Source organism: Huintestinicola sp. (assembly GCF_050874005.1).
Lineage (GTDB): Bacteria > Bacillota > Clostridia > Oscillospirales > Ruminococcaceae > Huintestinicola.
The window spans coordinates 96,743-111,385 of sequence record NZ_JBNMJV010000004.1; the positions used below are offsets into that span (position 1 = coordinate 96,743).

Below are 14,643 nucleotides of genomic sequence, written 5' to 3' on the forward strand. Positions count from 1 at the left end.
CGGAGTGAGACGACAGCATCCTGCTGCGCTCCTGGGATATACCACAAAAAACTTCTGGCTGCTGCTCATTCCTCTTGTAAGAGGTCTGGCGGCGCTGAGATTTGATTTTTACAAGTGGTCGCAGGGCGCAGGATGGGATATACTTGCGGTGACAGCTATGATAGCCATTGCGGTCATAAGATGGTATTTTACCTTTTATGAGTTTGAAGAGGACGGCGTTACCGTCAGAAAGGGAATGATATTCAAATCGGAAACGAAAATACCCTGCCTTAACGTAAGCGCCGTTACCAGCGAGGAAAATCCCGTTCTGATACGTCTGGGAGCGGTAAAGGTCTATATTGACACCGACTCCGCCTCGGGAGGCAAGACCTCTGCGGACGTGAGCCTTATGATATATAAATCCGACAGGGCAAGGCTTTTCAATATCCTGTCGGCGGCTTTCAGAAGCCCCGGAAACAAGGGCAGCAGGCGTGACAAAACGCCCGACGGTATGAATTTCACCTACAAGGCATCTTCAAAGAGCCTTATAGCCTTTTCCCTGCTTTTTTCCTCGGCTCTTTCGGGAGTGGTGCTCCTGATGACCGCTTTGTCGGGAAGCACGGACATTATCGGGGACAGGCTGGAAAGAGAGTTTTTCAAGGCTGTAAGCGATGTGTCCGACGCCGTTACCACCCTTGCAGGCAGGCTCATAACTGGAATTTCTCCCGCAGGCGTGGCGGTCTCCGTTATAATCGGCATCGGCTTTGTGATATCCTTTGCCGCAAATATCCTGAGGCACCTTAATTTCACCGTAAGCAGACGGGGAAAATGCATTATCATCACCGGCGGCTTTATCGTGAAGAGAATGTACTGCATAAACAGCAGGAAGATAAACATTGCGGATATGCGGCAGAACCTCCTGATGAAGCTTTTCGGAGTGACCTCCGTTCACGTTAACTGCACAGGCTACGGCAAGCGGAAAAATGAGCTGCCCGTTTTTGTTCCCGTCTGCTCAATCAGAGGGACAAAGAGCGGCGGAGTAAAGGGTCTGGGCAATATAATGGAAAAGCTGCTTACAGGGTTTTCCGGGAGCGAGACATATATCAACCCTAAGATAACCTACATTATGCGCTTTATAGGACCTCCCGCCCTGCTGATATTTGCGATACAGGCGGCAGGCTTTGTGGTGCTGATGATGTTTTCCCAGTGGCGTGAGCTTATCACATTTATGACCGTGCTATGCGAGGTGCCTGCGGTGTGGCTGCTGTTTGTAAAGGCGTGCGCCTACTGCACCAACGGCATAAACATCACCCCCGACAGCGTGTGCGCCAAATACTGCAGGGGATATGAGCTCCACACCGTCACGGTCCCTCTTGAAAGAGTGGCGCAGATACGGATAACCCAGAATATTTTTCAAAGACTGAACAAGTCCTGCGATGTGCATATCTTCACAAGCTCTGAGCATATCGGCAGCCATCGGATAAAGAGCCTGCCCATAAGAGAGGTGCAGGAACTTATCAGAGAGAGATTTTAACGGTTGACGTACACTCTCAAATATGTTAAACTGATATTGCAGGGTGCTCACCTGCGGTTACTTATGGTATGAAAGAAAGGATAGAATAAATATGGAAACAGTTTCCTGCTGCGGAATAATGTGCAATGAATGTCCCGTCTTTATCGCTACCGAGAGAGACGACGACTCTATGCGGAAATTCCTCGCTCACGAATACTCCGGCGGTGAAAGAAAATTTTACCCGAAAGACATTTCCTGCTGCGGCTGCCGCACCGTGTCCGCCGACTGCAACAAGTTCGGCAAGGGCTGCGAGATAAGAAAATGCTGCAAGGAAAGGCACGTTATGCTCTGTGCCGAGTGCAAAAATTACCCCTGTGATAAGATACAAAGCTATGTTCCCGAGGGCAGCGAACAGCGTCTGAGACTTGAGGAGATGCATAATGCCTGCAGGGAGCTTTTGAAGTAAACGGGTATGCTCCCGTAGTTAAGCCTAAAAATGTTAAGTTCTGCAACAGCCTTCTTCTGCTTTTGAAGAGGGCTGGATTTTTTTGCAATATTTTTAGTCCATTTTGTTATAAAATCCGCTGCTTTGAGGCGATAAGTGATATAATGATCTTGCGAAAAAAATTATTTTGAAATGGGGTATAATTATGGCAGATTGGTATTGTCCGAATTGCGATTTCAAAAACAGAGACTCAAATAAAACCTGCACCTCCTGCGGAACGGTGCGCCCGGGTGCGGCAGTCCCGAAGCCCGATGTAAACGAGCCGGTATGGATATGTCCGAACTGCAGTCATAAAAACAGCACAGATCACAGCACGTGCTTCAGCTGCGGAAAACCAAGATACGGAGACACCGCACAAAGCGGAAACAGTACCCGTATAAGCGGCAAAACAGCGTTTATCTGCATTGCGGCGGCAACTGTTTTTATTGTCGGAGCGGCAGTGAACAGTGCGAACAAACCGCACAGCAGCGTTTCTTCTCCGACAGCCGTAACCTCAAAGCCGTCTTATACCACCGAAAGCACGACAAAGTCCTATAGCTATACTCCAAGCAATACCTCGGACACCGGTGCGCTCAAAACCGCAAAAAGATATCTGGCAGTTATGCCGTTTTCCCACGACGGACTTGTGGCTCAGCTTGAATACGAAGGATATTCACATTCCGAAGCGGTGGACGCTGCCGATAAATGCGGTGCGGACTGGAAAGAGCAGGCGGGATTAAAAGCAAAAGATTATCTGAATTATTCGTCATTTTCACGTGACGGACTGATAAGTCAGCTTGAATATGAGAAATTCACACATTCCGAAGCCGAATATGCCGCCGATCATTGCGGTATAGACACAGCTTCCGAGGCGTGTGAACAGGCAAAAGCATATCTGAGATATTCGGCGTTTTCAAAGAAGGGACTTATCGAACAGCTTGAATACGAAGGGTATTCCACCGCTGAAGCAACGGAGGCTGTGGAAAAGTGCGGAGCTGACTGGAATGAGCAGGCGGTGCTTAAAGCAAAGCAGTATCTTGACTTTATGGAGTTCTCACGAAGCGAGCTTATCGACCAGCTTGAATATGAGGGATTTACGCCCTCCCAGGCTGAACACGGTGCGGATGGAGCATTATATTAAATATTTTCCCTTGACAGACCGCTCTCCCCGTGCTATAATAAAGTAAACCGAATATCACAGGGAATGACGTTCTCCCTTGGGAAACCAAAACCGCTTACAAAGCTGATGACATCTGCAATTTACGCAGATGCTGTCGGCTTTTTTATTTTTGGAGGAATGAAAGATGTTATTTTCACTTGCCATAATTTTTCTTGTAGGGCTTTCCGCCGCAGAGATAGTGAGACTTTTAAAGCTGCCGAGGATTATCGGTATGCTTGCCGCAGGAATAGTTATGGGACCCTATGTGCTTGATCTTCTTGACCCCACAATACTGGGCATATCCTCGGAGCTTCGGCAGATGGCTCTTATCATTATCCTTGTAAAAGCAGGACTGTCCCTTGATTTGTCAGACCTGAAAAAAGTGGGCAGACCTGCGGTTATGATGTCCTTTGTCCCTGCCTGCTTTGAGATAATAGGATATGTCTGCTTTGCGCCGTATTTTTTTGGACTGTCCCGTTCCGAAGCCGCCGTTATGGGAGCGGTGCTGAGCGCAGTCTCGCCTGCGGTGGTAGTCCCGAGAATGGTAAAGCTCATTGAGGATAAGTGCGGAACGGAAAAGAGCATTCCTCAGATGATACTTGCAGGGGCTTCCTGCGACGATATTTTCGTTATCACGCTGTTTTCGGCGTTTGCGGCAATGGCGCAGGGCGGCTCTGCAAGCGCAGCAGATCTTCTTGATATTCCCGTATCAATTGTGCTCGGAGTGATAACCGGTGCGGTGTGCGGATATATCCTGTATTTTCTCTTTGATATCACGAGCAGAAGGAAGCATAATATCGAAAACACCGTCAAGGTGATAATAATACTGTCGGTATCATTCTTACTAATGTGGACGGAGACCTTTATCAAGCAGTATGCCGCATTTTCGGGTCTGCTTGCGGTGGTTGCAATGGCTTGCGTTATAAAACTCAAAACAGATGAGAGCGTATGGAGCGGGCCTGCGGCAAAATTCGGAAAGCTGTGGATAGCTGCTGAGGTGCTGCTGTTCGTGCTGGTGGGAGCGGCTGTGGATATAAGGTATACTCTCGGGGCAGGGGGTGCGGCGGTGCTTATGATATTTATTGCTCTTGCATTCCGCTCGGTGGGCGTTCTGCTCTGTCTGTTGGGAACAAAGCTTACGGCAAAGGAAAGGCTTTTCTGCGTTATCGCATATCTCCCTAAAGCTACGGTGCAGGCGGCTATCGGCTCTGTTCCTATGGCAATGGGACTGCCCTGCGGAAAAATAGTGCTTTCCGTTTCTGTTCTTGCCATAATCATTACCGCTCCGCTGGGTGCGATCGGCATCGACAAAAGCTATAAAAAGCTTTTGCAAGATAACGGTAATGGGTGAAAAAGCCGCTCTCCGTTTCGTTGGGGAGCGGCTTTGGGGGTAAGCTATTTTTCAAGTACATACTCGGGAAGTCTGAAGGAGGCTGTTTTACAGACCTTATTTCCTTTATCGTCAACGGTTCCGTAATCATATTGGAAGCAGACCGTATCGTCTGAATATGAGATGTCATATCTTCCGCCCTGAACCGTTCCGTCGTCTGTTGAGAACTGACCCAGGTAATAAGCGTGATCTTCTTCGTCAAGGCAATACACTTTTGTCATGCCGTCAAACAGGAAGGTGCCTTCCGCAAACAAAAGCCGTATCGCACCGGTATCATCACTGCATATGTAAAATTGGGGATAATAATTTTCATAGAAGCTGTCTTCCTGCGATGTATCGGAAAACACATCAAGAAACAGAAGAAAAATTCCGAATATGAGCGTCAGAGCTGCCCCTGTTATCTTTTTGAACAAGGAACGTTTTTTCTCCGACAAAATAAGTATCAGCAGAATGATACCTGAAATAATCGACAGTACAATGAAAACGTAGAATGCCATGTCATATTTTTGGTCGTAATAATCAAATCCGCTGCCTGTGAAAACGGGAACGCTCTGACGGTTACGGAGCTGCCTGCTGCTGCCCGTTATGAAGCACATGACCGTCATTAACAGCATTACGGCTATACATATTATTTTGGGGATAGCATTGATGAATTTGCTTTTATCGGTCATAGCCTTGCTCCGTTCTTGCTTTATGATTTTTGGCAACGTATTTGTATCGTTACCGAGCCGCCCGCCTGCCGCCCAAATAAACTACAGAACGAGCGGCTGCAGGCTCAGCCTGCTCAGAAATCACCATTCTCAAGTATCTCCGCCGAGGAGACCATCAGCTCGGTAAATACCCCTGCGCCTATCTTTCGTGAAAGCTTTTTCCTTGCTTCGGAAAATTTCGGTGCACGGGTGGTCATATTGTGGCAGTCGCTGCCCAGAGCCGCAACTCCGCCGCTTTTTAAAAGCTTTGCCGCAAGACGGCAGGAGGGGGCGGAAAGAACGGATTCGCAGTTTATCTGTGCGGGAGCGGATTCAAGCAGCTCAAAAAGGGTCTCCTCACCTGCATATGCGGCATACCGTTCAAGATGAGCGAGTATGGGGCGCACCCGTCCGCAGGCAGCAAGACTTCTGAAGCTGTCCTTTACGTTCTGTGTTATCTGGGTGTATGGCAGCTCGATAAGAATGTAATCCGTATCACCGATACAAAGCTTTTCAAGGTCGGGATCATCTATGAGAGCGGTGGTGAAATAGACCTCTGCACCGAGAATTATCTCGGGAACGTGAGTTATCCTCTCGGCTGAAAGATAGGCACGAAGCTCGCTGTATGCCCTGTCTCTTCTTGCAAGGAAATCCCCTATGCTTTCGTCATAGCGGTAAAAGTGGGAGGTGGAAACTGCGTGGGTCACCCCCTGCTCGTACAGCTTTACAAGCATCTGAGCGGCGGTGCGGCAGTCGGCAGGGCCGTCGTCAAAGGCGGGCAGAATGTGAGTATGAAAATCTATGATCTTTTCGGGCGCAGTATGCATTTCCCAAAAACTCCTTTCAGCGGCGTTTGTCTTGCCGCACTTTTTCATTTTATAGCTTAATTATACACCATTATTTTTGATATTTTTTGGATTGTCAACAAATCTTCTGTAAATTTCTCGGATTTATTTGACATTTATGATAGTATGGGGTATAATAAAAATATGCATCAAATAACCTTGAAAGGAAGTTATACAATGAGCGAATGTACTCATAACTGCTCCTCCTGCGGCTCGGACTGCGCTGAGAGAAAGTCTCCTCAGAGCTTTATCGAGAAGCTGGGCGAGGGCAGCAGCGTTAAAAAGGTCATCGGTATCGTCAGCGGAAAGGGCGGCGTGGGAAAATCTCTCGTCACAGGTCTGCTGGCTTCGGAATTTGCAAAAAAGGGCGCTCACACCGCCGTTCTCGACGCAGATATCACAGGTCCCTCCATACCTAAAATGTTCGGCACCACCGAAAGGGCTATGGGCAGCGAAAAGGGTCTTATCCCCGTGAGAAGCAAGGGCGGCGTTGACATAATGAGCATAAATCTCCTGCTGGAGAACCCCTCCGACCCCGTTATCTGGAGAGGCCCCGTTATCGCAGGAGTTGTAAAGCAGTTCTGGAACGAGGTCATCTGGCAGGACGTTGACTATATGTTCGTGGATATGCCTCCGGGAACGGGTGATGTGCCTCTTACCGTTTTCCAGTCCATACCTCTTGACGGAGTTATCATCGTTACATCTCCTCAGGATCTGGTGTCTATGATAGTGGGCAAGGCTGTGGGTATGGCTAATATGATGAATATCCCTATCCTCGGAATTGTGGAAAATATGAGCTATGCAGAGTGCCCCGACTGCGGAAAGAAGCTGTATCTTTACGGCGAGAGCCACATCGAAGATGTTGCCGCCGAATACGGTCTCAAGGTGCTTGGCAGACTGCCCATCGACCCTGCTATTTCTGCTGCCTGCGATAAGGGCGAGGTAGAATCCGTTACGGATAAATGGCTTGCCGATGCGGTTTCTGCTGTTGAAAACGCTCCCGCTTCAAAGAAAGAATAAAATACCGGATAAGTCAGCGCCAAAGCGGACAGGATCGTCTGCTCCGGCGCTGACTTTTTAGGTTCGTTACAGTGATATAAGTTCGCTCCACGAAAGGTCAAAATAAGGCTTTATCCAGCGGTACTGACTGTCATCGGGGTATTCCCTGAACTTTCCCTCTGTCATCATACCGAGATAGAGGACGATATCGTACCAAAGTATCCTTTTGCGCTCCGCTTCGGAAAATCCCGTCTGACCGAAGCCTTCCAGAAATGCGTCGTTTACGCTGTGCCTGCGGAAGCGGTCCTCCATAAGCACGTCTCCCCACAGCGCCCGTTCCCAGTCGATAAGGGCGCAGACGTGACCTTTTTTCACAAAGATGTTGCCTTCCCACATGTCGTAGTGAACGAGCACGGGAGAAACTTCCCCGAAAACGTCCTTGTGAGCATCAAGCAGGGAAAGTATCTCTTCGGGAGAGACGCCGATAAGGATATCCTTTTCACTTGCGTCGGCAAGGACATTACGGATAAGCATTTTTACAAAATCGTAAAGCCTGTCAAATTTCTCTGCACCGTCATAAAGCTGACCGAAATGCTCTCCCTTTATTTTGGCGATATCCCTGACGATATTTCCGACCTCCGAGTATATCTGAGCCTTTTCCTCCTCGCTCAGCTTGTCCTGAAGAGAGACAAGGCTTTCGCCCTCAAGACATTCCATAATGAAATAATCACCCGTGCAGAGAGTTTTGCTTGTATCATAATACTGCACCTTTGCAGTCCTGACATCACCGATATTTTCCGCAAGCTTCATAGCGTTTACCTCTGCGTTCATAAGGCATTTTTCGTTTCTGAGCAGGGTACTGTTATACTGCGGCGCAATTTTCAGAATGCTTTTGCTGCCGTCCGAAAACTCTATGCGGTAGGCTATATTGCAAAGCCCCTCGGACAGCTCGGTATAAACGGTCATTTTCTTTCCGGGAAATGCATTTCTGATTATTTTTTCTATTGTCTCCCTGCTCTGGATATTTTTAGTAACTCCCATATTATTCCCCTTTCTGCCTGCTGTCTCCCCGAAACAAGGGAGAACTGAATTCGTTTACATTTACAATAATTATATCTCTTTTTCCGGCGGTTTTCAAGTGGTTTTGCGAAGATCGGCGGCAATAAAATATCCTATACAAATATTTAACATTTGGTAATATCAAAATATGCTTGACAGAGGACGTTTTATAGGGTATAATACTGTTATGGAATAATTTTTTGACAGGAACAGTGTGCTGCTTTGGTGAACAACGGCAAAGTGTTTTTATCCTGCGGTTTGTTAAAAAAATCACAATGTATATTGTTTTTTTTAAGCAAATTTTGCAAGTCACTTTGTAACATTATTCATTTTGAGCTCTGTTTTTCGTTAAAAATATCATTTAATAAAGGAGTTTTGAAGTATGGCACTTACAAAGAATCCCAACGTACTCAAGTGGGTAGACGAGATGGTCGCTCTCACAAAGCCTGACAAGGTTGTATGGATCGACGGCTCCAAGGAGCAGCTCGATGCTCTTACCGATGAGGTTTGCTCACTTCCCGAGGGCAACAGAGACAAGATGTACAGACTCAATCAGGAAAAGCTTCCCGGCTGTCTGTACCACAGAACTCTCCCCAACGACGTTGCACGTGTTGAGGACAGAACTTTCATCTGCACACCTACAAAGGAAGAAGCAGGTCCTACAAATAACTGGTGCGATCCCGCCGAGATGTACGCTAAGCTTTCAAAGCTTTACGACGGTGTTATGAAGGGCAGAACAATGTACGTTATCCCTTATTCTATGGGTCCTATCGGTTCTCCTCTCGCTAAGGTGGGCGTTGAGATCACCGATTCCATCTACGTTGTTCTCAATATGAATATTATGACAAGAATGGGCGCACAGGCTTTCGAAAACCTTGGCGATACCTCCAACGATTTCGTAAGAGGTCTCCACTCCAAGGCTGATGTTGATCCCGAGAACAGATACATCGTTCAGTTCCCTCAGGACAACACGATCTGGTCCATCAACTCCGCATACGGCGGAAACGTTCTCCTCGGCAAGAAGTGCTTCGCTCTCCGTATCGCTTCCTATCAGGGCAAGAACGAGGGCTGGATGGCTGAGCATATGCTTATCCTCGGCGTTAAGAAGCCCGACGGCAAGGTAGTTTACATCACAGCTGCATTCCCCTCTGCCTGCGGCAAGACCAACCTTGCAATGCTCATTCCTCCCAAGGCTTACAAGGATCAGGGCTATGAAGTATTCACAGTAGGCGACGATATCGCTTGGATGAAGCCCGGCGAGGACGGCAGACTTTACGCTATCAACCCCGAGAACGGCTTCTTCGGCGTTGCTCCCGGTACAAACGCAAAGTCCAACTACAACGCTCTTGCTTCCACAATGAAGAACACTATCTTCACAAACGTTGCTCTTAACAACGCTGACAACACCGTTTGGTGGGAAGGTCTCGACAAGAATCCTCCCGAGGACGCTACAGAGTGGAAGGGCGCTAAGGTAAACGGCAAGGAGTTCACATCTGTTATCGGTGCTGACGGCAAGCCTCAGAAGCTCGCTCACCCCAACTCCAGATTTACAGCTCCCGCTATCAACTGCCCCTGCGTATCTCCCGAGTTCAACAACCCCAAGGGTGTTCCCGTTTCCGCTATCATCTTCGGCGGCAGACGTGCTTCCACAACTCCTCTCGTATATCAGTCCTTTGACTGGACTCACGGCACATATATGGGCTCTGCTGTTTCCTCCGAGACAACAGCTGCAGCTACAGGCGCAGTAGGCGTTCTCCGTCACGATCCTATGGCTATGAAGCCCTTCATCGGCTACAACGTAGGCGATTACTGGGCACACTGGCTCGAGATGGGCGAGAAGCTCGGCGACAAGGCTCCTAAGATCTTCAACGTTAACTGGTTCAAGCAGGACGAGAACGGCAACTTTATGTGGCCCGGCTTCGGTGACAATATGAGAATTCTCGACTGGATCATCAAGCGCTGCGAGGGTACTATCGACGCTGAGGAGACTCCTATCGGATATGTTCCCAAGAAGGGTGACATCAACCTTGAGGGCATCGAGGACGAGGTTACTCCCGAGATCCTGGACAAGCTCCTTTACATCGACAAGGACCTCTGGAAGAAGGAAATTGCTGAGATGAGAAGATACTACGACGAGGACATCACCGCTAAGGGCGGTCACGTTCCCGCAGCTCTCTATGCTCAGCTCGACAAGATCGAGGCAAGACTGGGCTGATTTACCCCATAAATCCATAAATCATCCTGAAGCACCTCTGCAAGTTCTGCAGGGGTGCTTTTAGTTTGATTTAAAAAAATATTTATTGACATTTTTTGAAAGCTCTTGACAAACAACACACAGAGGTGTATAATATTGTTAACAAAATAAATCAAGGAGTTGACCTGAAATGAAATTCAACGCAATTAAAAAGACAGCTGTTATCTGTATGGCAGCTGCAGCAGTATTATCTGCCTCTGCAAACTGCTTTGCTGCCGAGTGGAAAGAGACCTCCAAGGGTATGACATACATTGACGACAGCGGCAAAACTGTAACAGGTATGCAGGAGATCGACGGTGAGACTTATTATTTCAACAGCAAGGGCATTATGAAAAAAGGCTGGCTCACCACAAAATCGGGCAAGAAGTATTACTTCAATTCCGACGGAACTATGCGTACAGGCTGGCTGAAGCTCAAGTCGGGAAAATACTATTTCTCCATGAAGGGCGTAATGAGCGTCGGCAGCGTTAAGATTGACAAAAACTATTACTATTTTGATGAAGACGGCGTTATGGTAACAGGCTGGCAGGACGTGGACGGCACAGATTACTATTACTGCTCCGACGGAAAAAGAGCCGTTAACAAGACTGTTACCATTGACGGCAAAAAGGTTAAATTCGATAGGAACGGCAAGGTAAAAACCGGCAGCAGTTCTTCCGGCGGCTCAAAGGTCGAAAAGGAAGAGGAAACGGAAAAGATCGTTCCCGATGAGATCATTGTTACCAATACTAAATTTACCATAAGCAAGGGTGCAAAGTTCAAGCTGGCATACAGCTTCAAGCCTATCAAGACAAACTGCACCGATGTTTCTTTCAAAAGTTCAAATTCCAACGTTATTTCTGTAAACAGCAGGGGCGAAATCGAAGCTCTCAAATCAGGCAAGGCAAATATTACCATAAAATCTGAAGCTAATTCGTCCGCTTATGTTGTTCTGGAAATAACCGTTGAATGATAAGATCTGTTTCTGAAAATGCTCCGAACCCCTTATGGCTTCGGAGCATTTTTTACTGCCCTTATATAAAAAAATCCCCCTGCCAAAAAGACAGGGGAATAAAAATGTCTGCTTATCAGTTTTTCTTCTTTGCAGCCACAGCAATAACGCCGATCACCACAATAACAATTCCGACCGTGATAAATATTGCAGCGAAATTAACCTCGGTGGACTGGCAGGAGAAGGTACATTCTGCGGAAGGATCAACATTAAAGGTGATGCTGCCGTCGTCGCCTATTGTGCCGCCCTCGCAGTATTTAACGGTGCCGGGCATTTTCAGAGTAAAGTCAACGGCGATCATTTCAGAAGCCATACCTGCATATTCTCCCGAGTCATCGCCCATAAGAGCAGGCATAACTGCGTCAAAGGTGTATGTAGAAACGAAAAGGCTGTTTTTCTTCTCTGCCTTTGCGGAGGTAAACAAACTGTTGCCGTCGTCGCTGAGAGTGGTAAGTTCGGCGCTTAGCTCCTCATAGCTGCTGTAATCCTCGGTATAATCGTAACCGATGTAGTCTTTGCCGTTAACTGTGAAATGTTTGATCTCATATTCGGAATCGGCAAAATCCTCCTCGGTGCAGTAATCGGAAGACATACCGTAGGACAGGGAAACCGAGCCTGTATTGTTGCTTCTCATCTCAACTCCCAGACCGATATACATACAGCCCGAAAGGCCTGCCGCCATAAGTACGCCGCAAAGCGCTGCGCCTATTCGTTTAAAAAGCTTATTCATAATAATGACCCCCATAATTTTTTTTAGTTTTGTTTTGCAGAACATTATCCGCATATGCATTATATCACAAAAATAATTTTATTGCAATAGTTATTTTACAATTTTACAGAAATTTCCCAATAAATATGCCTGTAAATTTTTACTATGATTTTTATTCTTCTGATATTATATTGACAAGCGCTTTTGTTTTCCGTATAATAGACACATAAATACGATTTTTCTTTTTGCGGAAAGGACTTTTATATTATATGAAAAAATATCTTGATACATCTCTCACGCCCCTTGAAAGAGCGGAGGCCCTTACCGATGAAATGACCGTCGAGGAACAGGCAGGTCAGCTGAGATACGACTCCCCTGCTGTTCCGAGACTGGGCATACCTGCCTATAACTGGTGGAACGAGGGGCTTCACGGACTTGCACGCTCGGGTACTGCAGCGATGTTTCCCCAGGCTATCGGTCTTGCGGCTATGTTTGACACAGGGCTTGTGGAAAAAGCGGGAGAAATAACATCTGCCGAGACAAGGGCAAAATACAACGCTTATGCAAAATACGGCGACAGGGACATTTACAAAGGACTTACCCTCTGGGCGCCGAACATCAATATTTTCAGAGACCCGAGGTGGGGCAGAGGACACGAGACCTACGGCGAGGACCCTTTTCTTACCGCAGAAAACGGAAAAGCATATGTGAAAGGACTTCAGGGCAGCGGCAAAGTTATGAGAGCAGCCGCCTGCGCAAAGCATTTTGCCGTTCACAGTGGTCCCGAGGCTTTGCGGCACAAGTTCAATGCGGAGGTGTCCTCTAAAGATATGGAGGAAACTTATCTGCCCGCATTTGAGGCTTTGATAAAAGAAGCCCACGTGGAGGGCGTAATGGGCGCATACAACCGTGTCAACGGTGAAGCCGCCTGTGCAAGCAGTTTTCTTATGGATAAGCTCAGAGAATGGGGATTTGACGGTTATTTCGTTTCCGACTGCTGGGCGATAAGCGATTTCCACGAGCATCACGGTCTTACGAAAAATGCGGTGGAGTCCGCAGCTATGGCGCTTACCGCAGGCTGCGACGTAAACTGCGGCTGTACCTATGCCAATGTCCTTGCCGCCCTGGACGAGGGGCTTGTTACAAAGGAGGACATAAGAAAAGCCTGCGTTCATCTTATGAGGACACGGATAAGGCTTGGTATGTTTGACGAAAAGACAGAGTATGATGATATCCCATATGAGATAGTTTCCTGCCGTGAGCACAAGGACATTTCCCTGGAATGTGCCGAAAGGTCAATGGTGCTTCTGAAAAATAACGGCATACTGCCTTTGAATGAGAATGAGATGAAAACTATTGCCGTAATTGGTCCCAACAGCAACAGCAGAACTGCTCTCGAGGGCAATTACAACGGTACTGCCGACAGATATGTTACATTCCTTGAGGGAATTCAGGAAAGGTTCAGCGGCAGGGTAATATTTGCAGAGGGCTGCCATCTGTACAAGGACAGAAGCTCGGGACTTGCTAAGGCGGGAGACAGGTATGCGGAGGCAATGGCGGCGGCGGAATGTGCAGATGTTATTATACTCTGCGTGGGTCTTGACGCAACTATTGAGGGTGAAGAGGGAGACACGGGAAACGAGTTTTCCTCGTGTGACAAGAAGGATATCCGTCTCCCCGAAAGCCAGCGCATTTTGATCGACAGGATAATGAAAACCGGCAAGCCCGTTGTGGTGGTATGCGCCGCAGGAAGCTCGGTAAATACCGAATGCTCTCCCGACGCACTTATCCACACCTGGTACCCGGGTTCCGAAGGCGGAACAGCGCTTGCGGAGATACTTTTCGGAGATGTAAGTCCATCGGGCAAGCTTCCCGTCACATTCTACGAAAACTCGGAGCTGCTGCCCGAATTTACGGATTACTCTATGAAAAACAGGACTTACCGCTATGCGGAAAACAATGTGCTTTACCCCTTTGGATACGGTCTTACCTACGGTGATATTGTCTGCACTTCGGTCAGGTACAAGGACGGAATTGCCGATGTAACTGCCGAAAACAGAGGACAGACCGCAACGGAGGACGTTATTGAGCTTTACATCAAGGACTACAGCGAAAATGCGGTGCTGAATGTGAGCCTTTGCGGTTTCAGGCGTGTGCGGCTTGAGGCGGGGGAGAAAATTATTGTTTCAATTCCCGTTTCCGAAAGGGCGTTTACAGCTGTTGACCAAAACGGCATACGAAAGCGCTGCGGCAGCAGGTTTACCCTTTATGCAGGCACTCATCAGCCCGATGAGATAAGCAATAAGCTGTGCAAAACGCTGTGTGCCGAAACGGATATTGCTTTTTAAGAATGAACGGCTTCTGCACTTTGAAGAAGCCGTTTTTCTGCTGTTGACGTCAACCTTCTCATTCCGTCCTTTTTCCGAAAACTCCTTTAAGTTTCCCCAAAAAGCAAGTATCAAATCCAAAGGAACAACGTAGGTAAGGGAAAAACGAGCAGAATTTTTTTGAAAAATGGAAAAAAATAGTACAATAAAAGCTCCAATATGGTATAATGTTAATAACCACAAAA

At 47.5% G+C, this 14,643-nt stretch carries 12 protein-coding genes and 1 riboswitch; of the genes, 8 read left to right on the plus strand and 4 right to left on the minus strand.

Translation table 11 applies throughout. The annotated features are described in order from the left end of the window. Nucleotides 1–4 precede the first annotated feature (4 nt). The 4 genes from ACR0QN_RS02690 (at nt 5) to ACR0QN_RS02705 (ending at nt 4,486) form a co-directional block, all read left to right on the plus strand. Complete coding sequence (locus tag ACR0QN_RS02690) at nt 5–1,513, plus strand: PH domain-containing protein (protein WP_432649651.1); 1,509 nt, start codon at nt 5–7, stop codon at nt 1,511–1,513. A gap of 91 nt (nt 1,514–1,604) precedes the next feature. Then, nucleotides 1,605–1,958 (plus strand): DUF3795 domain-containing protein, encoded by a 354-nt coding sequence (locus ACR0QN_RS02695; protein WP_432649652.1) that lies wholly within the window; start codon nt 1,605–1,607, stop codon nt 1,956–1,958. A gap of 184 nt (nt 1,959–2,142) precedes the next feature. After that, the gene (locus ACR0QN_RS02700) at nt 2,143–3,117 is read left to right on the plus strand and encodes an Ltp family lipoprotein (protein WP_432649653.1); all 975 of its coding nucleotides are present in this window, start codon (nt 2,143–2,145) and stop codon (nt 3,115–3,117) included. Between the two features lie 50 nt (nt 3,118–3,167). Next, a riboswitch (Fluoride riboswitch) is annotated at nt 3,168–3,239 on the plus strand. A 41-nt stretch (nt 3,240–3,280) separates the two neighbouring features. After that, nucleotides 3,281–4,486: a cation:proton antiporter gene (locus tag ACR0QN_RS02705; protein ID WP_432649654.1), complete on the plus strand. Its 1,206-nt coding sequence runs from the start codon at nt 3,281–3,283 to the stop codon at nt 4,484–4,486. A 44-nt stretch (nt 4,487–4,530) separates the two neighbouring features. Here the strand turns inward: ACR0QN_RS02705 and ACR0QN_RS02710 are convergent, their stop codons facing one another. Together ACR0QN_RS02710 and ACR0QN_RS02715 are read right to left on the minus strand one after the other, a co-directional pair. Further along, nucleotides 4,531–5,196, minus strand: coding sequence for a hypothetical protein (locus ACR0QN_RS02710; protein WP_432649655.1), 666 nt, complete (start codon nt 5,194–5,196; stop codon nt 4,531–4,533). A 113-nt stretch (nt 5,197–5,309) separates the two neighbouring features. Then, nucleotides 5,310–6,041, minus strand: a complete 732-nt coding sequence (locus ACR0QN_RS02715) for a CpsB/CapC family capsule biosynthesis tyrosine phosphatase (protein ID WP_432649656.1) — start codon at nt 6,039–6,041, stop codon at nt 5,310–5,312. A gap of 195 nt (nt 6,042–6,236) precedes the next feature. Here ACR0QN_RS02715 and ACR0QN_RS02720 point away from each other — a divergent pair, with 195 nt between their 5' ends. After that, complete coding sequence (locus ACR0QN_RS02720) at nt 6,237–7,079, plus strand: P-loop NTPase (RefSeq protein WP_432649657.1); 843 nt, start codon at nt 6,237–6,239, stop codon at nt 7,077–7,079. Nucleotides 7,080–7,145: 66 nt separating this feature from the next. Here the strand turns inward: ACR0QN_RS02720 and ACR0QN_RS02725 are convergent, their stop codons facing one another. Continuing rightward, a complete protein-coding gene (locus ACR0QN_RS02725) occupies nt 7,146–8,099 on the minus strand; it encodes a phosphotransferase family protein (RefSeq protein WP_432649658.1) in 954 nt (317 codons plus the stop codon). A 400-nt stretch (nt 8,100–8,499) separates the two neighbouring features. On the opposite strand from ACR0QN_RS02725, the gene ACR0QN_RS02730 reads away from it, so the two are divergent. Together ACR0QN_RS02730 and ACR0QN_RS02735 are read left to right on the plus strand one after the other, a co-directional pair. Further along, on the plus strand, nt 8,500–10,332 hold the full coding sequence (locus ACR0QN_RS02730; protein WP_432649659.1) for a phosphoenolpyruvate carboxykinase (GTP): 1,833 nt from the start codon (nt 8,500–8,502) through the stop codon (nt 10,330–10,332). A 169-nt stretch (nt 10,333–10,501) separates the two neighbouring features. Continuing rightward, entirely contained in the window at nt 10,502–11,323 is an 822-nt protein-coding gene (locus ACR0QN_RS02735; protein WP_432649660.1) for an N-acetylmuramoyl-L-alanine amidase family protein, read from the plus strand. A gap of 115 nt (nt 11,324–11,438) precedes the next feature. Here the strand turns inward: ACR0QN_RS02735 and ACR0QN_RS02740 are convergent, their stop codons facing one another. Further along, a complete protein-coding gene (locus ACR0QN_RS02740) occupies nt 11,439–12,092 on the minus strand; it encodes a hypothetical protein (protein ID WP_432649661.1) in 654 nt (217 codons plus the stop codon). A 248-nt stretch (nt 12,093–12,340) separates the two neighbouring features. On the opposite strand from ACR0QN_RS02740, the gene ACR0QN_RS02745 reads away from it, so the two are divergent. Further along, nucleotides 12,341–14,419, plus strand: a complete 2,079-nt coding sequence (locus ACR0QN_RS02745) for a glycoside hydrolase family 3 C-terminal domain-containing protein (protein ID WP_432649662.1) — start codon at nt 12,341–12,343, stop codon at nt 14,417–14,419. Nucleotides 14,420–14,643 lie beyond the last annotated feature (224 nt).